Source organism: Niveispirillum sp. FG148 (assembly GCF_057809655.1).
Genome location: NZ_JBMDKJ010000004.1, coordinates 88,982 through 115,673 on the forward strand (window position 1 = coordinate 88,982; position 26,692 = coordinate 115,673).

General features: G+C 65.8%; 25 protein-coding genes. 12 read left to right on the forward strand and 13 right to left on the reverse strand.

The features are described 5' to 3' along the window. Positions 1-49: 49 nt before the first annotated feature. The 4 genes from ACODTW_RS05725 to ACODTW_RS05740 form a co-directional block, all read right to left on the reverse strand. Positions 50-562: a DUF3576 domain-containing protein gene (locus tag ACODTW_RS05725; protein ID WP_488944994.1), complete on the reverse strand. Its 513-nt coding sequence runs from the start codon at positions 560-562 to the stop codon at positions 50-52. Positions 563-721: 159 nt separating this feature from the next. Further along, on the reverse strand, positions 722-1,135 hold the full coding sequence (locus tag ACODTW_RS05730; RefSeq protein ID WP_488944995.1) for a DUF2442 domain-containing protein: 414 nt from the start codon (positions 1,133-1,135) through the stop codon (positions 722-724). Further along, positions 1,122-1,379: a DUF4160 domain-containing protein gene (locus ACODTW_RS05735; RefSeq protein WP_488944996.1), complete on the reverse strand. Its 258-nt coding sequence runs from the start codon at positions 1,377-1,379 to the stop codon at positions 1,122-1,124. The genes ACODTW_RS05730 and ACODTW_RS05735 overlap by 14 nt, the downstream gene beginning before the upstream one ends. A gap of 32 nt (positions 1,380-1,411) precedes the next feature. Continuing rightward, entirely contained in the window at positions 1,412-2,623 is a 1,212-nt protein-coding gene (locus ACODTW_RS05740) for a glycosyltransferase family 4 protein (protein WP_488944997.1), read from the reverse strand. Between the two features lie 26 nt (positions 2,624-2,649). Here ACODTW_RS05740 and ACODTW_RS05745 point away from each other — a divergent pair, with 26 nt between their 5' ends. Continuing rightward, positions 2,650-3,423, forward strand: coding sequence for an alpha/beta fold hydrolase (locus tag ACODTW_RS05745; protein WP_488944998.1), 774 nt, complete (start codon positions 2,650-2,652; stop codon positions 3,421-3,423). Between the two features lie 114 nt (positions 3,424-3,537). Here the strand turns inward: ACODTW_RS05745 and xth are convergent, their stop codons facing one another. Further along, the gene (gene xth / locus ACODTW_RS05750) at positions 3,538-4,332 is read right to left on the reverse strand and encodes an exodeoxyribonuclease III (protein WP_488944999.1); all 795 of its coding nucleotides are present in this window, start codon (positions 4,330-4,332) and stop codon (positions 3,538-3,540) included. A gap of 192 nt (positions 4,333-4,524) precedes the next feature. Between xth and ACODTW_RS05755 the strand changes: the two genes are divergently transcribed. Further along, the gene (locus tag ACODTW_RS05755; protein ID WP_488945000.1) at positions 4,525-5,763 is read left to right on the forward strand and encodes an MFS transporter; all 1,239 of its coding nucleotides are present in this window, start codon (positions 4,525-4,527) and stop codon (positions 5,761-5,763) included. A 141-nt stretch (positions 5,764-5,904) separates the two neighbouring features. Further along, positions 5,905-7,764: a dihydroxy-acid dehydratase gene (gene ilvD, locus ACODTW_RS05760; protein WP_488945001.1), complete on the forward strand. Its 1,860-nt coding sequence runs from the start codon at positions 5,905-5,907 to the stop codon at positions 7,762-7,764. 63 nt (positions 7,765-7,827) lie between these two features. On the opposite strand, the gene ACODTW_RS05765 is transcribed toward ilvD, so the two are convergent. After that, positions 7,828-8,712, reverse strand: a complete 885-nt coding sequence (locus ACODTW_RS05765) for a prephenate/arogenate dehydrogenase family protein (protein WP_488945002.1) — start codon at positions 8,710-8,712, stop codon at positions 7,828-7,830. Between the two features lie 211 nt (positions 8,713-8,923). Continuing rightward, a complete protein-coding gene (locus ACODTW_RS05770) occupies positions 8,924-11,785 on the reverse strand; it encodes a TonB-dependent receptor domain-containing protein (protein ID WP_488945003.1) in 2,862 nt (953 codons plus the stop codon). Between the two features lie 218 nt (positions 11,786-12,003). Here ACODTW_RS05770 and ACODTW_RS05775 point away from each other — a divergent pair, with 218 nt between their 5' ends. From ACODTW_RS05775 to truB, 3 genes are all read left to right on the forward strand, one after another. After that, positions 12,004-13,050 carry a hypothetical protein gene (locus ACODTW_RS05775; RefSeq protein ID WP_488945004.1) on the forward strand — a complete coding sequence of 349 codons (1,047 nt, stop codon included), beginning with the start codon at positions 12,004-12,006 and terminating at the stop codon, positions 13,048-13,050. 173 nt (positions 13,051-13,223) lie between these two features. Next, positions 13,224-13,691, forward strand: a complete 468-nt coding sequence (gene rbfA / locus ACODTW_RS05780; protein WP_488945005.1) for a 30S ribosome-binding factor RbfA — start codon at positions 13,224-13,226, stop codon at positions 13,689-13,691. Beyond that, positions 13,681-14,619 carry a tRNA pseudouridine(55) synthase TruB gene (truB, locus tag ACODTW_RS05785; protein WP_488945006.1) on the forward strand — a complete coding sequence of 313 codons (939 nt, stop codon included), beginning with the start codon at positions 13,681-13,683 and terminating at the stop codon, positions 14,617-14,619. Before rbfA ends, truB begins: the two co-directional genes overlap by 11 nt. A 73-nt stretch (positions 14,620-14,692) precedes the next feature. Here truB and ACODTW_RS05790 read toward each other — a convergent pair whose 3' ends face one another. Beyond that, a complete protein-coding gene (locus tag ACODTW_RS05790) occupies positions 14,693-15,931 on the reverse strand; it encodes a UbiH/UbiF/VisC/COQ6 family ubiquinone biosynthesis hydroxylase (protein WP_488945007.1) in 1,239 nt (412 codons plus the stop codon). 288 nt (positions 15,932-16,219) lie between these two features. Here ACODTW_RS05790 and ACODTW_RS05795 point away from each other — a divergent pair, with 288 nt between their 5' ends. From ACODTW_RS05795 to ACODTW_RS05810, 4 genes are all read left to right on the forward strand, one after another. Then, positions 16,220-16,558 carry a P-II family nitrogen regulator gene (locus tag ACODTW_RS05795; protein ID WP_488945009.1) on the forward strand — a complete coding sequence of 113 codons (339 nt, stop codon included), beginning with the start codon at positions 16,220-16,222 and terminating at the stop codon, positions 16,556-16,558. A 308-nt stretch (positions 16,559-16,866) separates the two neighbouring features. Then, positions 16,867-18,117, forward strand: coding sequence for an aminotransferase class I/II-fold pyridoxal phosphate-dependent enzyme (locus ACODTW_RS05800; protein ID WP_488945010.1), 1,251 nt, complete (start codon positions 16,867-16,869; stop codon positions 18,115-18,117). A 38-nt stretch (positions 18,118-18,155) separates the two neighbouring features. After that, the gene (locus tag ACODTW_RS05805) at positions 18,156-20,801 is read left to right on the forward strand and encodes a DNA translocase FtsK (RefSeq protein ID WP_488945011.1); all 2,646 of its coding nucleotides are present in this window, start codon (positions 18,156-18,158) and stop codon (positions 20,799-20,801) included. Beyond that, positions 20,798-21,307, forward strand: a complete 510-nt coding sequence (locus ACODTW_RS05810; protein ID WP_488945012.1) for a GNAT family N-acetyltransferase — start codon at positions 20,798-20,800, stop codon at positions 21,305-21,307. The genes ACODTW_RS05805 and ACODTW_RS05810 overlap by 4 nt, the downstream gene beginning before the upstream one ends. Here ACODTW_RS05810 and ACODTW_RS05815 read toward each other — a convergent pair. The 5 genes from ACODTW_RS05815 to metX all read right to left on the reverse strand — a co-directional run bounded on the left by ACODTW_RS05815 (position 21,297) and on the right by metX (position 24,506). Further along, positions 21,297-21,773, reverse strand: a complete 477-nt coding sequence (locus ACODTW_RS05815; protein ID WP_488945013.1) for a MaoC family dehydratase — start codon at positions 21,771-21,773, stop codon at positions 21,297-21,299. The two genes, ACODTW_RS05810 and ACODTW_RS05815, sit on opposite strands and share 11 nt — an antisense overlap. An 85-nt stretch (positions 21,774-21,858) precedes the next feature. Further along, positions 21,859-22,164 (reverse strand): LapA family protein, encoded by a 306-nt coding sequence (locus ACODTW_RS05820; protein ID WP_488945014.1) that lies wholly within the window; start codon positions 22,162-22,164, stop codon positions 21,859-21,861. A 135-nt stretch (positions 22,165-22,299) separates the two neighbouring features. Then, on the reverse strand, positions 22,300-22,440 hold the full coding sequence (locus tag ACODTW_RS05825; RefSeq protein ID WP_488945016.1) for a hypothetical protein: 141 nt from the start codon (positions 22,438-22,440) through the stop codon (positions 22,300-22,302). Between the two features lie 211 nt (positions 22,441-22,651). Next, positions 22,652-23,284, reverse strand: a complete 633-nt coding sequence (metW, locus tag ACODTW_RS05830; protein ID WP_488945017.1) for a methionine biosynthesis protein MetW — start codon at positions 23,282-23,284, stop codon at positions 22,652-22,654. A 4-nt stretch (positions 23,285-23,288) separates the two neighbouring features. After that, on the reverse strand, positions 23,289-24,506 hold the full coding sequence (gene metX / locus ACODTW_RS05835) for a homoserine O-acetyltransferase MetX (protein WP_488945018.1): 1,218 nt from the start codon (positions 24,504-24,506) through the stop codon (positions 23,289-23,291). Positions 24,507-24,678: 172 nt separating this feature from the next. Between metX and ACODTW_RS05840 the strand changes: the two genes are divergently transcribed. Both ACODTW_RS05840 and hisC read left to right on the forward strand, forming a co-directional pair. Continuing rightward, complete coding sequence (locus ACODTW_RS05840; protein ID WP_488945019.1) at positions 24,679-25,545, forward strand: chorismate mutase; 867 nt, start codon at positions 24,679-24,681, stop codon at positions 25,543-25,545. A 46-nt stretch (positions 25,546-25,591) separates the two neighbouring features. Then, entirely contained in the window at positions 25,592-26,689 is a 1,098-nt protein-coding gene (hisC, locus tag ACODTW_RS05845) for a histidinol-phosphate transaminase (RefSeq protein WP_488945020.1), read from the forward strand. The last annotated feature ends 3 nt before the right edge of the window (positions 26,690-26,692 follow it).

Genomic DNA, 26,692 nt, shown 5'->3' on the forward strand with positions numbered 1-26,692 from the left:
TCGCCGGGCGTCACCCGTGACAGGGGCCGATGCCCGGCGGTTGGGAAAATCAGTTGCCGGCGCTGGCTGCCGACTGCTGGCGTAGCTGGCGGGCGCGGGTCAGGATGCTGTCTTCCATCTGCGTGCCGGTTTCGGCCGTCACCGGCGCGTCAACCCACAGACCACCCTTCAGTTCCTGACGGAACACGGTGGCGCGCACACCATCGGCGCGGAGCGCCGCGTCGACGATATACAGGTTCACCTTGAACCGCTCGTTCGGGGTGGCCGGCGGGCTGTACCAGTCGGTCAGGATGACGCCGCCATAGGGGTCGGCCTGGACCACCGGCATGAAGGTGACGGTATCCAGGGCCGCACGCCACAGGAAGGCGTTGACCGACACGGTGCCTGCCGGGCGGGCGGCGGCATTCATGCCGGCCTGACCGCTGGCGTTCTGGCGCAGCGTCTGGGTCGGGTTCTCCGGCTCATTGGAGCCGAGACCCAGCCAGGAACAGCCGGCAAGCCCCAGCACCAGGCTGCCCATCAGGGCGGAACGACCAATCACGGACAGGGCACGCAAGGACATGGGAGAACCACCTGGGTAACGCCAGCGGAGAAATCGAGCCATCCTTAGAGCAAAAAAGCCGGCGCTAGGCAAGGCCGGGCGCTTTGCATCGGAGGCGGTTGCGTTGCTTACACGTCAATCAAGGCGGGATTCAGGCGGTGAAAAGTGATGGAAGGGTGATCAGGCCATAGCCGGCTTGCGTGGACGGCCGCCTTTGCGCCCATTGGTACGGGCGGCTTCCGCCTTCACTGTGCTGCGGACCTCTCCCCCTTTGCGCCCCATTTGCGCCGCCATCCAGGCAGGGCTGCCAAACAGCCCCTGCAGAAGGGACGGCACATGCAGATCGGCATCCAGGGCTGGCCAATGCAGGCCCAGGCCGCTGGGGCTGATCTCGATCCGGGAAAGGTCGGCCGCACTGGCCCCGGCCAGACCTTCAGCCAGGGCCGGCGGGAATACCAGATCCATGCCCGTATCCAGACTGATGACCACCCGGCCGCTACTGGCGTCATAGCGCGCGGACACCACATGCCCTGCTTGGCGCGACGCCGCCATTCGCGCCTCGGCCGTCACGACATCCTGTTCAGTCATGGCCATGGATCGCCTCCCAATCAGCACACAGCGCCCGCAGCATTTCGTCCAGGGACCGTTCGATGCGTACCAACTGGCTGCGCCCGAAGCCCAGACTTTCCCTCACCCCCGGCGGCCCGAAAGGACAGTTCAACACGAAAACGGCTTCACACCCCTGCCCGATCACATGGATATGGGCGGGGCGGTGGTCGTTTGGGTAGATGACGACCCGCAGGCCGTCGATACGGGCGACGGTTGGCACAGGTGCCATCCTATCAAAACCGAAGCGGTTGGGATAGTGCCCTACAGCAGCTCCGCATACACCGCCAGCGTCGCCGCGCACATGCCGGCCTTGGTGAAGTTGCTGCGGACATGGCGCATGCCGTCCAGGCCCACGGCCTGGCGTTGCAGCGGGTCCAGGTCCAGCGCGGCGCGGATGGCGCCGGCCAGGGCCTCTGGATCATTTGGCGGCACCACCAGACCGGTTTCCCCGTTGATCACCGTTTCCTGCACTGCGCCCAGGTTGGACACGATGACGGGCCGGCCCATGGCCTGGGCTTCGGCAATGACGCGGCCGAACGCTTCGGGTTCGACCGAGGCGTTGACCACGATGTCGGACAGCATATAGGCGGCGGCCATGTCGTTGCAGTGGCCGGCGATGGTGACCTGCGTGCCCAGGTTCAGGCGGCGGATATGGTCTTCCAGTTCCTGCCGGTAATTGTCGCGGCCCTGGTCATCGCCCACCAGCACGGCGCGCACGTCACTGCGGCCCACCCGGGCGATGGCATCGATCAGCACCCCCTGCCCCTTCCAGCGGGTCAGGCGGCCGGGCAACAGCACGATGCGCTGATCCTCCGGCAGGCGCCATTGCTGGATCAACTGGGCCATGCGGGCCTGGGTCACCCGCTCGGGTGTCAGGATATCCACGTCCACGCCACGATGGATCAGGCGCAGCCGGTCGGCGCCCACGCCATACTGGCTTGCGACATGGTCATAGACGAAGCGGGAAACGGCGATGACCCGGTCGCCCTTGGCCATCACCGAATTGTACCATTTCTTCACGCGGCCCTTGAAATTGTAAGGCGCGTGGAAGGTGGTGACGAAGGGGATGCCGGCAGCCTTGGCCGCCCAATAGGCACTCCAGGCCGGGGCGCGGGAACGGGCATGGATCAGGTCCACACCATATTGCGCGATCAGCTTACCCAGACGCCTGGCATTGCGCCGCATGGTCAGCGGGTTCTTTGACTGCACCGGCATCTGGATGTGCTTGGCGCCATAACGGTCAAGCTCCCGCGCCATGGGGCCACCGGCGGAAACGACGATGGCCGTACCCCCTGCCCGCTGGATGGCGGCCGCCATGTCGATGCAGCCCCGTTCCGCCCCGCCCGTCACCAGGGTCGGGATCACCTGCAGGATCACGGGCTTGCCGCCGCCGAACAGGGTGGTGGCATCCGGACCGGGATTTACCGGGGCGGCATCGCCGGCTAGGGTGCGGGCGTCGTCAAGGGAAGACATGGGCGGATTTCGGTATGGAGACCGCAATGGTCGGGAAAAATGAACCGGCGATACATAGCCTGGAATGGGCTGGTACGACCATAGCCTATCGAAGCAGCCCAGGGGTGGGGCCGGGTCTGGTCTTCCTGACCGGCTTCCGGTCCGACATGGGCGGCATCAAGGCCGTGGCGCTGGAGCGCTGGGCGCGTGAACAGGGCCGCGCCTTCATCCGTTTCGATTACCACGCCCATGGGCAGAGCAGCGGTGACTGGGCCGACGGCTCCATCGGCCGCTGGCGCGATGATGCCTTGGCCGTGCTTGATCAACTGACGGAGGGACGGCAGATCCTGGTGGGATCGTCCATGGGCGGCTGGATCGCGCTGCTGCTGGCGCGGGCGCGGCCGGAAAGGGTGGCGGGGCTGATGGGCATCGCCCCGGCACCCGATTTCACCGAACGCATGATCCGTCCCCGCCTGACGGCGGCACAGCGCGACGCCCTGGAAAGCCAGGGGCGGTTCATCGCGCCGTCTTCCTATGATCCGGAAGGCTATCCCATCACCCGCCATCTGCTGGAGGAGGCGAAGGCGCATCTGCTGCTGCCCGGCCCCATCCCCATCCGCTGCCCCGTGCGCCTGCTGCACGGGCAGCGCGACCCGGATATTCCCTGGCGCACCAGTCTGGACCTGGCCGATGCGCTGGAAAGCCCGGACGTGCAGGTGACCCTGGTCAAGGATGGCGACCACCGCCTGTCGCGCGATGCCGATATCGCGCTGATGCTGCGGCTGGCGGAGGGGCTGGTCGCGGATATTGAACGGGATTAGCGCTGGTTCCGGTTGACCGGAAACAGCGCCGGCGGTGACTGCCGCCGCGCGGCACATGCCGCGTGAAGCCAAGCCGCCGGATGGCGGCGTCCGGCGATTGAGGAGAACGAAAAGCTAGATATCCAGATCGACCAGCACGGGGACATGGTCGCTGGGCTTGGGCTCCCAGCCGCGCGCCTCGCGCAGGATGGTCTGACCCTTCAGGGCGGGGGCCAGCGGCGGGGTCACCCAGACATGGTCCAGGCGCCGGCCCTTGTTGGACAGGTTCCAGTCGGCGGCGCGGTAGGACCACCAGCTATAAAGCTTCTGGTCAGCCGGTACGAAATGGCGCACGGCGTCGACCCAGTTCAGGCTGTTCTGCAGGGCCGTCAGCTTCTCCACCTCAATGGGGGTGTGGGAGACGACGTCCAGCAACTGCTTGTGTGACCAGACATCATGTTCCAGCGGTGCGATGTTCAGATCACCCACCAGGATCATCGGCTGATCGGCCGACCGCTTTTCCTGGAACCAGGCCTGCATTTCCTCCAGGAACTGCAGCTTGTGGGCAAACTTGTCATTCACGGCCGGGTCGGGGATGTCGCCACCGGCGGGGATGTAGAGATTGTGGATCTCCACCCCATTCTCCAGCGTCGCCAGGACGTGGCGGCAATCCTCCTTGCCGCAGGAATGGCGGATATCGCGGGAAGTGAAGGGCAGGCGCGACAGGATGGCGACGCCATTATAGCTTTTCATCCCGTGGATATGGATATGCTCATACCCGCGGGCCTTGAACTCGCCCCGGGGAAAGGCGTCGTCCACCACCTTGGTTTCCTGCAGGCACAGCACGTCGGGCCGATGTTCGTCCAGCAGCTTCATCACCAGATCGATGCGCAGGCGGACGGAATTGATGTTCCAGGTGGCGATACGCACGGGCGGGGCCTCAGGATCTGGGGATGGGCTGGCGACAGCTTTAGGCGGGCCGGGCGCGCCTGTCCAGACCGGTAATGGGCGTTGACCAGACCGGACACCGTTGTCAGTCCTGCCATACCCGTACCCGTCTTGTTCACACAACGCAGCCCGTGATATCGACAGTCGAGCGGCCCCGCCCCATCTGCCGAGATCATGATCCTTTCCCGCCCCCAAAGCCGTTTGCCGGCCACGCTGATCGGCATGGCGTTCCTGGCCTTTGTCAGCCTGGGCCTGCCCGATGGCTTGCCCGGCGTGACCTGGCCCTTCATCCGGGAGGCGTTCGACCGGCCGCTGGGCAATCTGGGCATCCTGCTGGGCTGTTCCACGGGCGGTTACCTGTTTGCCGGCCTTGCCGGCGGGTCGATCGTGCGCCGTACGTCGTTGGGCACCGTGCTGACGGTCAGCACGGTCGGCATGGTCATCACCCTGTCCATCTACGCGCTGGCCCCGTCCTTCTATCTTTTGATCCCGGCGGCCATCCTGGGCGGGTTCGCGTCAGGCGGGATCGACACGGGCATCAATCTTTATGGCGCACGGCGCTTTTCCGCCCGTGTCATGAACTGGCTGCACGGGTCCTGGGGCCTGGGTGCCACGGCCGGGCCGCTGCTGATGACGGGGTTCATCACGGTTGGGGCTGGCTGGCGCTGGGGGTATGGCTTCATTGCGCTGATCCTGGCTGCCATGGCGCTGCTGTTCTTCCTGACGCGCCGCCGCTGGGACGAGGCAAAGGTGGAAGGCGGCGGCGGACCGGTGGCAGCTGCCGCTGTCGCCCCCTTTGCCCAGGCGTTGCGCCACCCTGTGATCTGGATGAATTTCGGGCTGTTCATGATCTATTGCGGGGTGGAGATGGCGGCCGGCCAATGGCTGTTCACCCTGCTGACGCGGGCCCATGGGGTGGATGTCGGCTTGGCGGGCACCATCGCCGGGCTTTATTGGGGGGCGCTGACCTTCGGGCGGCTGGTCTTCGGGCAGGTGACGGCGCGGGTGCGGCCGCTGACGGCACTGCGCGCCGGTCTGGCCATCGCCCTGACGGCGGCCGGGCTGTTCCTGTGGTTTCCCACACCGGCCGTCGGCATGGGGGCGGCGCTGGCGCTGGGCTTCGGTCTGGCCCCCACCTTCCCCACCCTGGTGTCGCTGACCCCGCTGCGCGTGGGGGATGCCGTCGCCCCCCATGCTGTCGGTTTCCAGATGGCCGGGGCCGGCATCGGGTCCACGGTTGTGCCGGGCGTGCTGGGCTGGCTGGCCCAGCATCTGGGCATGGGCGTGCTGCCCGTCTGGCTGCTGCTGGGCATGGTGTTGCTGATCACGCTGCAGGAAGTGGCGGAGCGCACGGTGCGGCGGCGCGCGCGGACGGCGCGGACACAGCCGGCCACCAATCCCGCGGTGGCTTGAACCCATCCTATTCCAGGGCATATACGGGTTGCAGGAATGTTGGGTGCGCCGGAACGGCGGCATTCATATTATTCTGTCCGTCAGTGATGCGTTTTTGAAATCTTCGTACCCGACCCCCGAACCGGTTGAAGGAATATCCAAGTGCCGCAGCTTCGTTCCCGCAAAAGCACCCATGGCCGCAACATGGCCGGCGCCCGTGGCCTGTGGCGGGCCACCGGCATGAAGGACGAGGATTTCGGCAAGCCCATCGTGGCCATCGCCAATTCCTTCACCCAGTTCGTGCCCGGCCATGTGCATCTGAAGGATCTGGGCCAGCTGGTCGCGCGCGAAGTGGAAGCGGTGGGCGGTGTGGCCAAGGAGTTCAACACCATCGCGGTCGATGACGGCATCGCCATGGGCCATGACGGCATGCTGTATTCCCTGCCCTCGCGCGAGGTGATCGCCGATGCCGTGGAATATATGGTCAACGCCCATTGCGCCGACGCGCTGGTCTGCATTTCCAACTGCGACAAGATCACGCCGGGCATGCTGATGGCGGCGCTGCGCCTGAACATCCCCACCATCTTCGTGTCGGGCGGCCCGATGGAAGCCGGCAAGGCCAATGTCAAGGGCAAGGACATCGCCATCGACCTGATCGACGCCATGGTCGCTGCCGCCGATGACAAGTACAGCGACGAGGAAGTGACGGTCATCGAACGGTCGGCCTGCCCCACCTGCGGTTCCTGCTCCGGCATGTTCACGGCCAATTCCATGAACTGCCTGACGGAGGCGCTGGGCCTGTCGCTGCCCGGCAACGGCACCGTCGTCGCCACCCATGCCGACCGCCGCCGCCTGTTCGAAGAGGCCGGCCGCCGCATCGTCGGTCTGGCCAAGCGCTATTATGAACAGGATGATGACGGCGTGCTGCCGCGTTCCATCGCCACCTTCAAGGCGTTCGAAAACGCCATCGCCCTGGACATCGCCATGGGCGGGTCGACCAACACAGTGCTGCATCTGCTGGCTGCTGCGAATGAGGGCGAGGTGAATTTCACCATGGCCGACATCGACCGGCTGTCGCGCCGCGTGCCCAATATCTGCAAGGTGGCCCCGGCCGTCGCCGATGTGCATATCGAGGATGTGCACCGGGCCGGCGGCATCATGTCCATTCTGGGTGAATTGGCCCGCGGCGGGTTGCTGCACACCGATGTGAAACGCATCGATGCCGACAGTCTGGCAGATGCCCTGGCCCGCTGGGATGTGGCCCAGACCAATAATCCCGATGTGCAGCAATTCTTCAAGGCCGCCCCCGGCGGGGTGCGCACCACCATCGCCTTCAGCCAGTCCAGCCGGTATCACGAACTGGACCTGGACCGGACCAAGGGCGTCATCCGCTCCACGGAAAACGCCTTCAGCAAGGATGGCGGTCTGGCCGTGCTGTTCGGCAATCTGGCGGTCGATGGCTGCATCGTGAAGACGGCGGGCGTGGACCCGTCGGCCCTGGTCTTTGCCGGCCCCGCCCGCGTGTTCGAAAGCCAGGATGCTGCCGTGTCCGCCATCCTGGGCAACCGCGTCCAGGCCGGTGACGTGGTCCTGATCCGCTATGAAGGGCCGAAGGGCGGGCCGGGCATGCAGGAGATGCTGTATCCGACCAGCTATCTGAAGTCGAAGGGCCTGGGCAAGGTCTGCGCCCTGATCACCGATGGCCGCTTCTCCGGCGGCACGTCGGGCCTGTCCATCGGTCATGCCAGCCCGGAAGCCGCCGAAGGCGGCACCATCGGCCTGGTGGAGGAAGGCGACCGGATCGAGATCGACATCCCCAACCGCCGCATCCACCTGGCCGTGTCGGATGAGGAACTGGCCCGCCGCCGCGACGCGATGGAAGCCAAGGGCCTGGACGCCTGGCAGCCGGCTGCCCCGCGTGAGCGGGTTGTGTCGCAGGCGCTGAAGGCCTATGCGGCCCTGACCACCTCGGCCGCCAGGGGGGCTGTCCGCGATGTCAGCCAGCTGACCCGCCGCCGCTGATCCATGGCGTATTGACGATGGAAAGGCCGCGGGTGCAGCAGCGCCCGCGGCTTTTCTTTTTGCTCACGCCTGCTTGGCGTCGATGATCGACCGGCGGATGGCGCGGGTGCGGGTGAACAGCTTTTCCAGCGTCTCCCCCTCCCCCCAGCGGATGGCGCGCTGCAGGGCCGTCAGGTCTTCCGTGAAGCGCTGGATCACTTCCAGCACGGCCTCGCGGTTGTTCAGGAAGATGTCGCGCCACATCACCGGATCGCTGGCGGCGATGCGGGTGAAATCGCGGAAACCCGTGGCGCTGAACCGGATCACCTCGGATTGCAGATGTTCTTCCAGGTCGGTGGCCGTGCCCACGATCGTATAGGCGATCAGGTGCGGCAGGTGGCTGGTGATGGCCAGCACGCGGTCATGGTGGCCCGGTTCCATGAACTCGATCATCGACCCGCAGCCCGACCAGAAGGAAGCCAGCTTGTCCACCGCCGCCTGGTCGCTGCCCGGCACCGGCGTCAGGATGCACCAGCGGCCCTTGAACAGGGCGGCGAAGCCGGCATCGGGGCCGGAATGTTCGGTGCCGGCCAGCGGGTGGCCGGGGATGAAATGCACCCCCTCGGGCACATAGGGGGCGATGTCGCGCACCACCGATTGTTTCACCGACCCGACATCGGTCAGGATGGTGCCCGGCGTCAGGTGCGGGCCGATCAGGGCGCCCAGATCGGCAAAGGCCCCGATGGGGGTGGCCAGCACGACCAGATCGCATTGGGAGACCAGTGCCGGATCGGTGCCCGCCTGCTGTGCCAGCCCCAGTTCCAGGACGCGGTCGCAGACGGTCTGCGACCGGTCCACGCATACGACCCCGCCGGCCAAGCCCGGATATTCCGCCACGCACCGCGCGATCGAGGAACCGATCAGGCCGAAGCCGACGATGGCGACTTTCTGGAACAGCGGGGCGGTCATGGGATGAAACCTTCAGATCTGGGTCTTCGGAAAAAAAGAAAGACCGGGGTTCACTATCATGTGAACCCCGGTCCATCCAAGCAGCAGCATGTCGCTGTCCCGGCCGGGGTGACCCGACCGGAGTAGATTTCGCGTTCCCTCACGCGCCGGGCCGCCGGTCGGCGGCCACCCTTCAGCCGAAGCCCGAGCCTTCGGCTGAAGGGCCTTACATTCACATCTTGTAGGTCAGGCGCGCATAGCCGAACTGGCCGGGCGCGTCATAGGTGGTCGGATCGTAATTGTTCAAGCCGCAGCTATAGCAAGCCGGCGGATCCTTATCGAACAGGTTGTTGACGCCCAGGGTCAGGCCGACCTTGCCGTCCAGATATGTCGGGAACCAGCTGACCTGCAGGTCCGTGTACAGGCGGTTGTTCAGCTTGTTGGTGGCCTGTGTCTCCTCCACGCTCTTGATGAAGCGGTTGGTCAGCGAGCCGGAGAAATCGCCATTGGACCAGTCGATGATGGCCGTCGCCTTGTACTTGGGGAAGGCCTGGTCGGGGCTGCCCTTTTCCGTGCCTTCACGTTCGATTTCCGTGCTGCCATCCGTCGCCGGGACGGTTTCGGTATAGTTCAGCAGGAAAGTCTGGTTCAGGCTGAAGCGGAAGGTGCCCAGGCCGGTTTCCGGGCTCTGCCAGTTGAAGGTGACATCGATGCCGTCGGTGTCGATGGCGCCGATATTCTGCAACAGGCCGCTGATCTGGTTGATGGCACCCGATGCCGTGCGGGTGATGGAGGCGCAAGAGAAGGCGTCGTTCTTTTCCTCACACCGCCCCAGGATGGTCTCCGCCCCGATCGGCTGGATCGCGTCCTTCAGCTTGATCGTATAGTAATTGACCTCGATATCCAGACGATCGGCCCAGTCGGTATCCGACGCCCAGCCCGGGCTGTAGACGCCGCCGACCACCCAGCTTTTCGAGGTTTCGGGCTGCAGGGTCTTGTTGCCGCCGGTGATGACGGAAAGCTGCGGGTTGGCCTGGACATAGGACCCGCTGGCCGGTACGCCGTGGGCGATGCAGTTGGCGCGGACGGCGGCCGCCGCGGCCGTGCCGCCCGACAGACCCAGCATGTCGGAGCAGGGATCGACCAGTTCCTGGTCAAAGCGCGACGGGGTGCCGAACAGCTCGCCGATGCCCGGCGCCCGGAAGCCCTGGCCATGCGAACCGCGCAGCAGCACATCGTCGGTCACGCGCCAGTTCAGGCGCTGGCTGAAGGTCGTCTCGCTGCCGAAGGTGGAATAGTCGGAATAGCGGACGGCAGCAGAGACATCCACCAGCTTGGCTACCGGCAGGTCGGCCAGCAGCGGTACGCGCAATTCGCCATAGGCTTCGTTCACATCAAACCCGCCCGACGACGGCTGGGCCGGAATGTCGGAGCCCAGACCGGCGGCCACGACGGCGTCGGGCTGGAACTTGCCGCTCTGGTCACGATATTCGTAGCCCAGGGCCACGCCCACCGGGCCGGCCGGCAGGTCGATCAGGCTGCCCGACAGGTTGATGGAGGTATCGGCCAGGCGCTGGCTGCTGCTGTCCTGCTGGGTGAACAGGACATAATCCATCTGCGCCTTGCTGATGGAGCCCACACCGCCGAAGATGTTGAAGGGCACGCAAGAGCCGGTGCAGTTCGCCACCGGACCCAGGGCCTGGGCCAGACGCTGGGCGTTGACATTGCCCGTGAATTTCTGCGTCGCGCTGTTGCGGGAGAAGATGGTGTTGACGTCCCAGTACCACTTCTTGTCGCCCAGCATGACCGAGCCGTCCAGCGTGCCCGACACGTACCAGGTGTTCACTTCCTGCTCATAATGGCGGGGACCCGCTTCGATGAAGCGGCGGCCGATGAAGGCATAATTGGCCGGGCCATTGGCGCCGCCCGACGACAGGGTCACGCCGAACGGGTTGTAGGGATTGGTCTTGTCGATGCTGATCTGGTCCAGCAGGTTGCCGTTGCCGGCATCCGGACCCACGAACAGCGGGATGGGGGCGGCCTGGTTGGCGGACTTGCGGTTGTTATAGACACCCTTCAGGCGGAAATTGATGTCGGGCGTGATCTCCTGTGTCACCGTGAAGAAGGTGCCGATCCGCTCCGACGGGGCCTGGATATAGTTGTAGGGCTGGAAATTGAACCGGTCGGCCGTGGTGAAGTTCTTGAAGCTGCCGGCCGTGGGGTTGGCCGGATCGAAGATCGGCTTGCCGGTCAGGACCGGCGCCTTCAGCGTCAGGTTCATCCCGTCGCCCGTGACCGGGTTGTTGATGATGAAGCGGCCCAGCGGCGTGCCGGACGAGCAGGAGCTGTCGCAGGCCGTGACGCCCGGCGTGGGGAACATGGAGATGTCGCGGTCGCCCGACATCACGCTTTCCTGCTTCACATAGGTCAGGTCGGCCACGATGGTGGTGCCACCGGACGACGCACCCCAGGACAAGTCATATTCCTGCGTGACGCCGTCGCCTTCATCGAACGATCCGACCTGGGCCGAACCGGAGAAGCCGTCCTGCTTCTTCTTGGTGATGATGTTGACCACGCCGGAAATGGCGTCCGAACCATAGATGGGAGAGGCGCCTTCCTGCAGCACCTCGATCCGCTCGATGATGCCCTTGGGGATGGAATTCAGGTCGGTGGAGGACGGGATGCCCGAGGCCGACGCGCCATTGACCCAGCGCAGGCCGTCGACCAGCACCAGCGTGCGGCGCGAGCCCAGATAGCGCAGATCCACTTCGGCCGAACCGGCACCGACACCGCCGCCATCCGGCGGGTTGCCGAAATTACCGCTATTGTTGAACTTGCTGTTCAGGCCACCACCGGAGATGGGCAGGCGCTGCAGGATTTCGGCCGTGTTCGACAGACCCGTGCGCGCCATCGCCTCTTCATCCAGCTGGACGATGGGCTGGTTCTGGTTCAGCGGGCTTTGCCGGATACGCGAACCCGTGACCACAATTTCTTCAATCGCGTCTTGCGCGATGGCCGGCAGCGCGGGGGCCAAGCCGGCTGCCAGCAGGGCCAGTGCGGCCGTTCCGAACTTCAGATTGTATTTGGATTGCATGGGGTTACCCCTGTTCAGAGTCGCATGTTTTTATGGCGGACCGGGTCCGCACTATCAGCGTTAACAGAAGGTTAAGGGTCGCAGAAGTCATTTGATTGCAACAAATTCGCTTCATATGTGACTGTTTCTTTTCTGCATCTAAACGCTTTGTACCGGCCGTTGCGGCCTTGTCCCGATGGTGCCCATACTGCGACCATCCAACAAGGATGGGGGGGAACATGTACAGCGATGACGATCTGGACGCGGCCGTATCGGCCGGCGTCCTGTCCCGGGACAATGTGGAGGGCCTGCGCCATTTCGTGGCTGGACGGCGCAGCGATCAGACGGGTGGGGAACATGAACGGTTCCGTCTGCTGACCGGCTTCAACGATATTTTCGTTTCCATCGGCGCGGTCCTGATCCTGCTGGCGTCGGCCTTCCTGGGCGGGCAGGTGCATCCGGCACTGGCCGGGGCAGCCGTTGCCGTCGCCAGCTGGGGCCTGGCTGAATATTTCACCCGCCGCCTGCGTCTGTCGCTGACCAGCATCGTGCTGCTGCTGGGCTTTGCCGGCGGTACGCTCGCGACCGTGCTGATCGCCCTGCTGGCATTCCAGGGGCTGCTGCACGGATTGAACGATCCGATGGAGGCCACGGGTTCCGTTGCCACCGCGGCCCTGGTGGCCGGGTTGGCTGCCTATGCCCATTGGCGCCGCTTCATGGTGCCGATCACGGTGGCGGCCGGCACGGCCATCGGCCTGGCCGCCTTCCTGGCCCTGTTGCTGACCCTGGCGCCGGGCCTGAAATCGGCGATCCTGGTGCTGATCCTGGCTGGGGGGCTGACCATGTTCGCCGTGGCCATGCGCTGGGATGCCGCCGACCGGGAGCGCAGCACGCGCCGGTCCGACGTGGCCTTCTGGCTGCATCTGGCCGCCTCTCCCATGATCATCCATCCCGTGTTCAGCTGGGTGGGCGTCGGTGGCGCCGTGCAGGATGTCAGCCCGGCCCTGGCCCTGTTCACCTGCATCGGCACCTATCTGGCGCTGGCGCTGGTGTCGCTGGCCATCGACCGCCGGGCCATGCTGGTCTCGGCCCTGGCCTATGTTCTTTATGCCATGAGCAACCTGTTCTCCATGGCCGGCACCGCCAAGGAGATCAATTTCGCCCTGGCCGCCCTGGTCATCGGGTCGGGCCTGCTGCTGCTGTCGGCCCGCTGGGACGCTGCCCGCCGTCTGCTGGTGCCGCATCTGCCGGGCGGGCTGTCGGGGATGCTGCCGGTCGCCCGCTGATCACGGACCAGGATGGTTTCAAGGGTGGCGGGGTGGACAACACCCCGCCACCCTCATTTGTGAAACTTCCCTGACTCGGGCTGTGACGCCTGTGCTAGCACGGATGCCTGGACATTTTGTGCAATGGCCCGGTCTTCGGGGTCCGATCCCCCGCCAGGGCAGAGGAAGATGTGATGAACAAGCGACGTGACGGCGGCAACAATGCCGCCAAGGGCCCCAGCCAGCGCCAGCTGCGCGTGGGTGAGGAAATCCGCCACACCCTGGCCGACATTTTCCGCCGCGGGGAATTCCGCGATCCGGAACTGATGGATCTGAACGTGACCGTGTCGGAAGTGCGCATCAGCCCCGACCTGAAGAACGCCACTGCCTTCGTCATGCCCCTGGGCGGGTCGAAGCCGGAACTGGTGGCGGCGCTGAACCGCGCGTCGGCCTTTCTGCGCACCCAGGTCGCGCATGAAATCCGCCTGCCCTACGCCCCGCGCCTGTCCTTCCAGCTGGATACCAGCTTCGATTACGCCGAGAAGATCGACCGGCTTCTGCATGACCCGCATGTCGCCCGCGACATGGGGCCGGCCGTGGCCAAGCCCGGCGCGGTTGACGAAGAAGAAGAGGAAGGCGCCGGGGACGATCATGGCGCGTAAGCGCAAGGGCGTTCCGCGTCACGGCTGGCTGGTGCTGGACAAGCCCGGCACCATGACCAGCACGCAGGCGATGGCCAAGGTGCGCTGGCTGATGAAAGCGGAAAAGGCGGGCCATGGCGGCACGCTGGACCCCATCGCCACCGGCATCCTGCCCATTGCCTTTGGTGAGGCGACGAAGACCGTCCAATATGCCATGGACGGGCACAAGACCTACCGCTTCACCCTGAAATTCGGGGAGGCGACGGATACCGACGACCGTGCCGGACAGGTCATCGCCAGCAGCGATGCGCGCCCCACGGATGCGGATATCGAAAAGGCCCTGGAGGCGTTCCAGGGCCTGATCAGCCAGGTGCCGCCGCAATATTCCGCCATCAAGGTGGATGGTGAACGCGCCTATGATCTGGCCCGCGAAGGCGAGGCGGTGGAACTGGCCGCGCGCATCGTGCGTATCGACGGTTTCCGCCTTATCGGCCGCCCCGATATCGACCTGGCCGAATTCGAAGTGGAATGCGGCAAGGGCACCTATATGCGCTCGCTGGCCCGCGATCTGGCGGCCGCTGTCGGGACTGTCGGCCATATCACGGTGCTGCGCCGTCTGTCGGTCGGCCCCTTCAACCTGTCTCAGGCGGTGACGCTGGAACAGCTGGAAGCCATGGTGGCCAAGGGTGATCCGGACACGCTGCTGCAGCCCGTGGCCGCGCCGCTGGACCGGTTGCCGCAGATCGACCTGACCCCGGTGGAGGCCGACCGGCTGCGCCATGGCCAGGGCGTGTCGCTGCTGCGCCGCGGCGATCTGGACCGGCTGGAAGGGCTGCGCACCGGGATGGAGGGGGACGGGACCGCGCTGGCCCTGTGCGCCGGCCATCCCGTGGCCCTGGTCCGTCTGGACGGGGCGGAGATCAAGCCGGCGCGTGTGCTTAATCTTTGATCGTTTTCGGGGGTGAGGCTTATACCAAAACCGGATAGTTCCGACCTGTGGTCGGCACTTTCCGGCCCTGGTATTACAGCGCTTCGCCCTTCACCAGCCGCGGCAACTCGCCCACGATGCCCATGGCGTGGCGCATGAAGAATTTCTTGGCGGGATTCAGCGGGGGCAGGTTGTTGATGGCGGCCATGCCCAGGCGGCGGGCATGTTTCAGTGGCGCGATATCGTTGCTGAACAGCCGGACCAGCGCGTCGGTCGTGGCCAGCAGGGTCACCGTATCGGTGCGGCGCCAGCGCTGATAGCGCTCCAGCACATCGGGCGCGCCGGGGTCCAGGCCCACACGCATGGCATCCACCACCACTTCGGCCAGAGCCGCCAGATCGCGGATGCCGACATTCAGGCCCTGGCCGGCAATGGGATGCATGCCATGGGCGCTTTCGCTGACCAGGGCCAGGCGCGTGTCGATATAGCGTTCGGCATGGGCCAGGCCCAGCGGCCAGGCCCAGCGGCCGCCCACCGGTTCGACATTGCCCAGCCAGTCACCCACCCGCAGCTGCAATTCCTGCCGGAACCGGTCGGCGGGCAGGTTCATGTAGAAATCGACGCGATCCGACCGTTCGGTCCAGACAATGCTGGTATGGTGCCCACCGGCCAGCGGCAGCATGGCAAACGGACCGGCCGGCAGGAACTGTTCCACGGCCACGCCGCCATGTGGCCCGTCATGGCGGATGGTGCAGACGATGGCGTGCTGCTTGTAGGACCAGGAAATCTGGCGGATGCCGGCATGGTCGCGGCAGAAGCTTTTCTTGCCATCGGCGCCCACGGCCAGCCGGCCCGCCACTGTCCGCCCGTCGGACAGGGTGACGGACACGCCCGAGGCATTGCGCACCATGGACGTCACCGTGGCCGGGGCCAGATGCGTGACGCTGGGCAATTCCTTCAGGCGGCGATAGAGCGCGAAACGCATCACCCGGTTTTCCAGGATCCAGCCGAAGGGCCTGTCCCCCACCTCCCGGTGGTCATAATGCAGGAACAGCGGCGACGACTGATCGGTGACGCGGATATCCAGCATCGGCCCGACATTGCCATCCAGATGGTCCCAGACGCCGGCCCCCATCAGCACCGTGGCCGCGCCATAGGCGATGGCCGTGGTGCGACCGTCAAATTCCGCCTGCAACGTGTCTTCAACCGGTTCGCGGTCGATGACGATGGTCGACACGCCGGCCGTCCCCAGCGCGCAGGCCAGCGTCAGGCCGGAAAGACCCCCGCCGATGATGATGATATCGGCCTGATGGTGGACGCCGTGCACGGACATGATGCGATTTTCCCGAATTGTGCGGTTCATTTGGGCGGATTGCAGAGTGCGGCAAGGGGCAACGCCTGTCCAGACGGCGCGGCGTCGCAGCAATGCCTAATATTTAATCACGACCTGCCCATGTGCGCGCCGGAATCTGGGCAGCTTCCTATTTTTTCGCGCCAAACCGTGTGAAAATCCCGTCGGCACGGTTCTTGTAAGTTAAAATCCCGATGCGCCGCCATCCCCATCGGATCGGCGCGGGATTCTGAAGTCTGATCTGTTCCATGCACAGGAAGGGAGAGCGCAATGAAGCTCGTCGTGGCCATCATCAAGCCGTTCAAGCTGGACGAGGTGCGCGAGGCCCTGACGGGACTTGGCATCCAGGGCCTGACCGTCTCGGAAGTGAAGGGGTTCGGTCGTCAGAAGGGCCAGACCGAGATTTATCGCGGGGCTGAATATTCCGTCAGCTTCCTGCCCAAGGTGAAGGTTGAAGTGGCCGTCACCGACGAACTGGCCGACAGCGTCGTCGACGCCATCCAGAAGGCCGCCAATACCGGCCGCATCGGCGATGGCAAGATCTTCGTCCTGGATGTCGTGCAGACCGTGCGTATCCGTACCGGTGAACAAAACAGCGACGCGCTGTAAGGATTTACCGGTCGCGGCACGCCTGCGGCTGCCGCCTCTGCCTGTGGAAAACCCGTCCGCGGCCTGTCCGCGTGCGGGTTTTCCTGATTCGTTCACGGAAAATTTCCGATTCGCATCAAGTACTTACAAGAGTTTTCAACGCTTTTCTCAGCCTTTATCCACAAGTCCTTGTAACAAGGGGATTCTCCGGAGTTCCGTGGACATGACGGCCGGCTTGTGCCCCGTCGGGGCCGCCGCTACACTTCCGGCGCGCCGGACGGCCTTGCCGCCGCGACGACGCGCCTTGTTTCGCCAGCCGCTGGTCCGCCATGTCCGACGCCGTTTCTTCCGCGATTGCGCCTGCCTGCCGTAACGACCGGCTGTCGCGGCTGCCCGACTATCCGTTTCCGCGACTGGCGGCCCTGCTGGCCGATGTGTCGCCGTTGGCCAATGTCGCGCCCACCATCCTGACCATCGGTGAGCCGCAGAACGAGCCACCGGCGCTGCTGACCGGCACGCTGGCCGCGGCCAGGCCTGCGGCCTGGGCCAAATATCCGCCCACGGCCGGCACGCCCGAATTCCGCACCGCGGTCGCCGGCTGGCTGTCGCGCCGTTATGGCCTGCCGGCGGGTTTCATCGATGCCGACCGCTCGATCCTGCCCGTCTGCGGCACGCGTGAGGCGCTGTATCAGCTGGCCGAACTGGTGGTGCCGTCGGCCAAGGGCGGCGGCCGGCCCGTCGTGCTGATCCCCAACCCGTTCTATGCCGTCTATCAGGGGGCGGCCATCATGGCGGGGGCACAGCCCGTGCTGCTGGATGGCACGCCGGAAACGGGCTATCTGCCCGATCTGGACAGTGTCAGCGAAGAGGTGTGGGAGCGCACGGCCCTGTTCTATCTCTGCACGCCGGCCAATCCGCAGGGCGCCGTCGCCAGCCTGGATTATATGAAGCGTGCCCTGGAACGGGCCCGCCGCCATGGCTTCGTCCTGGCCGTCGATGAATGCTACAGCGAGCTGTGGCATCGTGCGCAGCCGGCGGGCGGCATGTCGGCCGCGCTGGCGCTGGGCGGCGACCGGCCGCTGGCCAACCTGCTGGTCTTCAATTCCCTGTCCAAGCGGTCCAGCGCTGCGGGGCTGCGCTCCGGCTTCATGGCCGGCGATCCCGACCTGATCGCCTCCTTCACCCGACTGCGTGCCTATTCGCTGGCGGGCATGCCGCTGCCCGTGCTGGCGGCGTCGGCGGCGCTGTGGTCGGATGATGCGCATGTCGCCGTCAACCGGACCTATTACACCGCCAATGTCGATGCGGCGCAGGCCGTGCTGGAAGGGCGGCTGGGCTTCTACCGGCCCGATGCCGGTTTCTTCCTGTGGCTGGATGTGGCCGGTGTCGCACCCAGCGGCGAAGAGGCGACGAAGCGCCTGTGGCGGGAGGGGGCGATCAAGGTTCTTCCCGGCGCCTATCTGACCCAGCCGCATGAAGATGGCTTTAATCCCGGTGACCGATATATCCGTGTCGCCCTGGTGCAGGACGCCGATACCATCGCCCGGTCGATGGAACGGCTGGCCCGCATCCTGTCCTGATCCTGTCCCGTTTGCCTTCCGTCCGGCGAGAACAGCCCATGCCCAGCCGCCTCTCCCCCCAGACCCCGCCCACCGGCCGTCCCGCGCCGCGCGGGCCCGTGCCGTCCGGCATGGGGGCCGGCACGGGCGAACGCCGCAAATCGCGGCTGCTGCCCGACGGGGCGCTGACATTCCTGCTGCGCCGGCTGGTGGAAGGTGCCGGGCTGGGGGTCGTGGCTCTGGGGCTGGCCCTGCTGCTGGCCTTCCTCACCTATGACAGCCGCGACCCGTCATGGAGCACGGCCGTGCCCGGCGCCGCCGTGCATGTTCAGAACGCGCTGGGCCGCACCGGGGCCTATACATCCGACCTGCTGCTGCAGACGCTGGGCTATGCCGCCTATCTGCTGCCTTTGTTCCTGCTGGGCTGGGGCGGTCGGCTGTTCCGCCACAACCCGGCCCGCAATTTCACCCTGCGCATTCCGCTGGCACTGGCTGCCGTGCTGATCACGGCCATGGCGCTGGTCTGCCTGTCGGCGGGCAATCTGGCCTGGGGCGGGCCGGCGGGTGCGCTGCTGGTGGGGCCGCTGCTGCGCATGGTCATGGCGCTGACGGGCAGCGTGTCCGGCCCCATCGTCGGTCTGGTGCTGCTGGTCCCGGCCATCCTTCTGGGTCTGTGGGCGCTGGATGTGCGGCTGTGGCAGGTGGCGGAAGGTGTCGCCTGGGCCCGGCGCAAGGCCAAGGGGCTGAAGGCCCCGGCCGGCACCGCCCTGCCCGACGAAGCGGCACCCGCCGCCCCGGCCGGTCGCTGGGGCGCGCCGGCCCGTGATGCCGCCACCGTTGAACCGACCGCTGACAAGGGCGACTGGAAACAGAAGGCAGCCGGACTGCTGTCGCGGCTGCGCAAGCCCAAGGCCGCCCCGGCGGGTACGACGCCACCGGCTGCCGGCAGCCGGTTCGAGCCCAGCCTGCCCGGTGCCGCCCCGGCCCCGACCGGCACGGGCGATCTGCCCTTTGACCCGCCGTCGACCCCGACCCAGGGAGAGGAGCGCCGGCGCCCCGGTCCCGTCGTCGCCCCGCCGCCCAAGCCGCTGCCCGAAGTGGCGCGCAAGGTGGAAAAGGCCCGGCAGGCCGCCTTGACCCTGGAACCGGAAGCGCGCGGCGATTATGAGCTGCCGCCCGTCGATATCATGCAGTTGCCGCCGCACGGCATGGGCCCGGCCATGGACGAGGCGGCGCTGCAAAGCAATGCCCAGATGCTGGAAAGCGTGCTGGCGGATTTCGGCGTGCGCGGGGAGATCGTCAAGGTCAGCCCCGGCCCCGTCGTCACCCTCTATGAACTGGAACCGGCGCCGGGCGTGAAATCCTCGCGCGTCATCGGTCTGGCCGATGATATTGCCCGGTCCATGTCGGCCGTGTCGGTGCGCGTGGCCGTGGTACCGGGCCGCAATGTCATCGGCATCGAAATGCCCAACCAGAAGCGCGAGACGGTGTATCTGCGCGAACTGCTGATGGCCGACGCCTATGAGAAAAGCCAGCAGAAGCTGGCCCTGGTGCTGGGCAAGGATATTGGCGGCGGCCCCGTCATCGCCGATCTGGCCCGCATGCCCCATTTGCTGGTGGCCGGCACCACCGGTTCGGGCAAGTCGGTGGCCATCAACACCATGATCCTGTCCATCCTGTACCGGATGCCGCCGGATAAATGCCGCTTCATCATGGTCGACCCCAAGATGCTGGAACTGTCGATCTATGAAGGCATCCCGCACCTGCTGGCCCCCGTCGTCACCGACCCCAAGAAGGCGGTCGTGGCGCTGAAATGGGCCGTGCGGGAGATGGAGGACCGCTATCGCAACATGTCCAAGCTGGGCGTGCGCAATATCGACGGCTACAACGCCCGCCTGAAGGAGGCGCGGCAGAATGCCGAGGTGCTGATGCGCCGCGTCCAGACCGGCTTCGACCCCGATACGGGCAAGCCGATCTATGAGGAACAGCCCATCGACCTGACGGAACTGCCCTATATCGTCGTCATCGTCGACGAGATGGCGGACCTGATGCTGGTCGCGGGCAAGGATATTGAAGCCGCCATCCAGCGTCTGGCCCAGATGGCGCGCGCCGCCGGCATCCATCTGATCATGGCCACGCAGCGCCCGTCGGTGGATGTCATCACCGGCACCATCAAGGCCAATTTCCCCACCCGCATCAGCTTCCAGGTCACCAGCAAGATCGACAGCCGCACCATCCTGGGCGAACAGGGGGCCGAACAGCTTCTGGGCCAGGGCGACATGCTGTACATGGCCGGCGGCGGCCGCATCACCCGTGTCCATGGCCCCTTCGTCCGCGACGAGGAGGTGGAGCAGGTGGTGAAATTCCTGAAGGCCCAGGGCGAGCCCGCCTATCTGGACGCCGTGACCGAGGAAGAGGAGGAATTCGATCCTTCCACGGCCGAGGGCGGTTCGGGCGGCGGCGGCAAGGGCGGCGGGGCCGTGGAAGCGTCGGGCGACGATCTGTACGATCAGGCCGTGGCCGTGGTCACGCGCGAGGGTAAGGCGTCCACCAGCTTCATCCAGCGCCATCTGCGCATCGGTTATAATTCCGCCGCCCGCCTGATCGAGCGCATGGAAAAGGAAGGCGTGGTCAGCAAGGCCAACCATGCCGGCAAGCGCGAGGTGCTGGCCCGCGATTCCGAGGACCGGGAAAGCTATAATTGACGGGCGGGTCCCCTGCCCTGCCCCTGTCGGGTTCGGACGGCAGCTCGGTGACGGATATCCGCTTTACGCCCGCGGCTTCGGGCGATTTCGAACGCCTGCTGGCCCTGCGCATCCTGGTGATGCGGGAGCATCTGGAACGGATCGGCCGGTTCGATCCCGACCGAGCCCGAGCCCGCTTTGCGGCGGGGTTCGCCCCCACCGACATGAAGCTGATCCAGATACAGGACCGTTTCGCCGGCTGCGTCAGCCTGGGAGCCGGCACGGGCGGGCTGGAACTGGCGCATTTCTACCTGCATCCCGATTTCCAGGGCCGGGGCCTGGGCAGTGCCGTGCTGGAGATGCTGCTGACCGGAACCGACGCGGCTTGTGTCACCATCCGGCTGTCCGTCCTGAAGCAGAGCCCGGCGCGGCGTTTCTATGAACGCCACGGCTTCGTGCTGGAACGCGAGGGTGAATGGGACGACTTCCTGGTGCGCCGTCCCGTCCAGCGCACGCTCACCCCGTAACCATCATCACCAGCCATTCGGCGGCCAGCGCCGGCTTGTCCGACCCTTCGACCTCGACACTGACGGCGTAGCGCATCAACTGCTGCCCGGGCCCTTTCGGCTCGATCGCCACCAGGGACAGGCGGCCGCGGATGCGGCGGCCGCTGCGCACGGGCGTCAGGAAGCGCAGCTTGTCGAAGCCGTAATTGATGATCATGGCTGCACCCGCCAGGGGCGGGATGATCTCCTGTCCCAGCGTGCCCAGCAGCGACAGGGTCAGAAAGCCATGCGCGACCGTGCCGCCCAGGGGCGTGGCGGCAGCGCGGTCAGGATCGACATGGATGAACTGATGATCGCCGGTCAGATCGGCAAAGCGCTGGATCATGTCCTGTTCGACCACCAGCCAGGAGGACACGCCCAGTTCCGTGCCAATCCGCGCCTGATAGGCGGCCAGATCCAGGGCCGTCTGCTTCATCTCATTATCCATGGCATTCCCTTCCCGATTCAAACGCTTGTTTCAGGCATTGTGGGGCCAGGGGGGGCCGATGGCAACAGGGAACGCGGCCCCGGGATCAATGCGGCGTCGTGGGCGGGATGGAACCAGGGCCGCGGGCGGCGTCCAACTCCTTTTGCAGCCGGTCGGCGCGGGCCTGGTGCTGGCGGCTGGACTTGCGGTGCCGGTGCTGACCGACCCAGACGGTGACGCCGCCGGCCAGGAAGCCGACGACCAATGTCACCAGGACCAGCGTGAAGGCGGGCACTTCCACGCTGCCGACCAGCGGCCACAGCGCCAATTGCACCGGCGTCAGGTTGGACACGGCGAAGGAGATGGCCAGCGCCGTCAGCGGCAGGGTGACGATCCAGGACAGATATCGCACGGTTGGGTTCCCGTCTGGTGGTGCGCGCAAAAGAAACGGCCCCCAGAAAATGTCTGGGGGCCGTGACAGGTTAGCAGAATTTTCACGGAACAGGGCAATCCAGGCCGGGGCGGCACGGAGAAACCGCCCCAACCCTCACATCATCGCCGCCCCTACCAACAGGGCCAGCGACAATCCCATCAGGGCCGTGGACACATATTCCAGCCGTTCCAGGCGTTCGCGTGCTTGACGCAGATTGCCGGCCATTTCGCTGTAGGCGCGTTGGGGTTGGATCATGTCGGCGGCCTCCCATCCAAAACACGCATCCATCAAGGGATGCGGGGGGTTAAAGGGGCCGGTCCGGCGATGAAGGGGCGGGGAATGCGCTGGGGGGCTGTACTGTCACCCATTCGCCGCCGAACCGTCATCAAAGACTGCACCCTTTCCGGGAGGGCGGCAAGCGAGAAAGTTCGTTTATAACCTTCTGTATGGTCTATACGAAATTTCCTTAGCTGCGATGCAGCAAAAAGACGCCCTGCACACCCAGCCAGTTGGCCCGGAAACTGTCGGCCGACGCCAGCACGGGACGATCGGCCGCCCCCAGGATCAGGCTGCGTTCAATGGTGATGCCCATGTCGCGGCACAGCATCGCCAGGTCGGCGATGGTGCAGAAATGGATATTGGGCGTCTCGTACCATTCATGTCCAAGCCGGTCGGTCACCGGCATGCGCCCGCGCAGCAGCAGGTCGACACGCACGCGCCAATAGCCAAAGTTGGGGACCGAAACGATGACGTGCCGCCCGATGCGGACCATATGTTCCAGCACGTCGCGGGGCGCGCGGGTAGCCTGGAGCGTCTGCGACAGGATGACATAGTCGAAACTGTCCGACGGATAATCCTTCAGATCGGCGTCGGCGTCGCCCTGGATCACGGCCAGCCCCTGGGCCACGCAATGCCGCACACCGTCCATGGACAGTTCCAGCCCGCGCCCGTCCACGCCCTTGCGATGGACCAGCGCGTGCAGCAGTTCCCCTTCGCCACAGCCCACATCCAGCACGCGGCTGCCGGGTTCCACCCAGTCGGCGATGCGTTCAAGGTCGCTGCGGATGGTGGTGGGGGGCAGGATGGAGGTCACGGCCATGATTTCACGCCCCCTTCACACCCAGCCCGTAGCGCTGGGCATTGCCATCAACGAAGCCGCGGACGACCTGATAGAATTCCGGTTCGTCCAGCAGGAAGGCGTCGTGGCCCTTGTCCGTCTCCACCTCGACAAAGCTGACATTGGCGGCGACGGCGTTCAGCGCATGGACAACGGCCCGGCTTTCGCTGGTCGGGAACAGCCAGTCGCTGGAAAAGCTGACAAAGCAGAAGCGCACGGGCGTCGGCGCCACCCGCCCATCGGCCGCCGTCACCCGGAAGGCATTCGCCAGCACGCCGCCATGGTCGGCGGCCAGGTCGAAATAATCCATGGCCCGGGTGATATAGAGATAGGAGTTGGCGTCGAACCGTTCGACGAAGCTGAACCCCTGGTAGCGCAGATAGCTTTCGACCTGGAAATCCGCGTCGAAGCCGAAGGTGATGGCCTTGCGGTCCTGCAGATTGCGGCCGAACTTCCGGTGCAGGGCCGCTTCGGACAGATAGGTGATGTGGGCCGCCATGCGGGCCACCGACAATCCCTTGGTCGGGCGCGTGCCCTGGTTCAGATAATCGCCCCGGCACCATTCCGGGTCGGCCATGATGGCCTGGCGCCCCACCTCGTGGAAGGCGATGTTCTGGGCGCTGTGGCGGGCGGCGCTGGCGATGGGCAGGCAGCAATAGACCTTGTCCGGATAGCTGACGGCCCATTGCAGCACCTGCATGCCGCCCATGGACCCGCCGATCACGCAGAACAGTTTGTCGATGCCCAGATATTCGATCAGCCGGCGCTGGGCCTGCACCATGTCGGCGATGGTGATGACGGGAAAATCCAGGCCCCAGGGCTTGCCCGTGGCCGGGTTGGTCTCCTTCGGGCCCTCGCTGCCCATGCAGCCGCCGATGACGTTGGAACAGATGACGAAGAAACGATCGGTGTCGATGGGCCGGCCGGGGCCGACCATCAGGTCCCACCAGCCGGGCTTGCCGGTGACGGGATGGCGTTCCGCGACATAATGGTCGCCTGTCAACGCATGGCAGACCAGCACGGCGTTGGACCGGTCCGCATTCAGCGTGCCATAGGTCTGGTACGCCACCCGGAAGTTCGAAAGTTCCACGCCACTGTCCAGCAGCAGCGGCCGGTCGGTGCCCAGCAGCGCACAGCGCGCGGCGCTGGAACCGGCGGCTTCGCTGGATTCCTGGGAGGTGGAAATGGGTGCCGCGGTCATCATCGATCCTGGCCGGTCCGGTCTGTCGGGCCCGTCACGGGCCGCCTTGCAGGGGCGCCGGGTCGGGGGACTAGAGCTAGAAAGGGGGGCTGCGGGTGTCAATGTTTTCTTTGATTTCGGGGGGGCTTCCCGCCTAATACTATCCGCCCCGAAAGGACCCAATTTCCGGCCCTCCATGCCCGCCAAACCCACGTTGGACGATTTGCGCCGCGAGATCGACGAGATCGATGCGGACATCCACAAGCTTCTCATGCGCCGCGCTCAGGTGGTGGAGGAGGTGGCCAAGGTCAAGCCGCCCGGACGCCCCTATATCCGACCCGGCCGCGAGGCGGAGATCGTCCGCAACCTGGTGTCCCGTCACCAGGGCGCCTTCCCGCTGGCTGCCATTGTACGCATGTGGCGGGAAATGATCGCTGCCCTGACCCGCGTGCAGGGACCGCTGGCCGTTGCCGTGGTCTGCCCGGATGAAGGGCGCAGCCCGCTCTGGGACAATGCCCGCGACCATTTCGGCAGCACCACGCCGGCCATCGCCGTGAACACGCCGATGGCGGCGCTGCGCGCCGTGTCGGATGGCACGGCCACGCTGGCTGTCGTGCCCTGGCCGGAAGAGGATGACAACGACCCCTGGTGGCGCTTCATCCTGTCGCCCGACCCCAAGACCCCGCGCATCATCGCCCGGCTGCCGTTCCTGCGTACCGCGGGACAGAGCGTGGGGCGTGAAGGGGGCGATGCCCTGGTCCTGGCCGCCGTGCCATGGGAAGCCACGGGCGACGATCGCACCCTGCTGGCCGTGGAGGTGACGCAGGATGTCAGCCGCAGCCGGCTGAAGGACGGGCTGGAAGCCGCCGGCTTCGCCACCCTGCAACTGCGCACCCACCACCTGCCGGGCGGCATGGGGTCGGTGCATCTGGTGGAGGTGGAAGGCTTTGTGGCGGCGGAGGATCCGCGTCTGGCCACGGCCCGCAAGCGCCTGGGCGAAGGCGTCAGCCATGTGCTGACCATCGGCGCCTACGCCACCCCGGTCACCCTGCCGAAGGGCTGATCCCACCCCGCCATCCATTTCGTTCCCTAGAATTGAAGGTGCCGCCATGGCCGGTCCGATCCCCAATCCCGGTATTCTGGATATCGCCCCCTATGTGGGCGGGGAAGCGCATGCACCGGGGGCGCATCGGCTGATTCGGCTGGCATCCAACGAAGGGGCGATGGGCCCCAGCCCCAAGGCGGTTGCCGCCTATCAGACCCTGGCCGGCGAAATCCACCGCTATCCCGATGGATCGGCCAAGCTGCTGCGCGAGGCGATCGGCCGGCGCTATGGCTATGATCCCGCCCGCATCGTCTGCGGTGCCGGTTCGGACGAGCTGCTGCAGCTGCTGACCAAGTGCTATTCCGGGCCGGGGACGGAGGTGATCTATTCCCGCCATGGCTTCCTGATCTATCCCATCGCCGCCAAGGCGGCGGGCGCCATCCCCGTGGCCGCACCGGAGAAGGATCTGAAGGCCGATGTCGACGCCATCCTGGCGCGGGTGAATGACCGTACCCGTATCGTTTTCATCGCCAATCCCAACAACCCGACCGGTTCCTACCTGACCTCCCGGGAACTGGCGCGGCTGCATGCCGGGCTGCCCGACCATGTTCTGCTGGTCATCGACGCTGCCTATGCCGAATTCGCCCGCCTGAACGATTACAGTTCGGGTGCGGAATTCGTGGAAAGCTTCCCCAACGTCGTCATGACGCGCACCTTCTCCAAGATCTATGCCCTGGGCGGTCTGCGCCTGGGCTGGGCCTATTGTTCGGAGAATGTGGCGGATGTGCTGAACCGCGTGCGCGGGCCCTTCAACATCTCCTCCTCCGCCATCGCTGCCGGCATTGCTGCCATGGAAGATGTGGAGTTCGTGGAGAAGAGCCGCGAGCTGAACGAGGCCAACCGCGCCTGGTTCGTGGAACAGCTTCACGCCCTGGGCCTGAAGGTCTATCCCTCCATCGCCAATTTCGTGCTGGTGGATTTCAGCGACCAGCTGGGGCAGAAGGCCGATCCGGAGGGCGCACGGCAATTGCTGAAGTCCCGTGGCATCCTGGTCCGTCAGATGGGCTCCTACGGGCTGGGTAACTGCCTGCGCATCACCATCGGCCTGCGGGAAGAGATGGAGCAGGTGGTGAAGGCGCTTCACGACTGGGTGCATGGATGATGT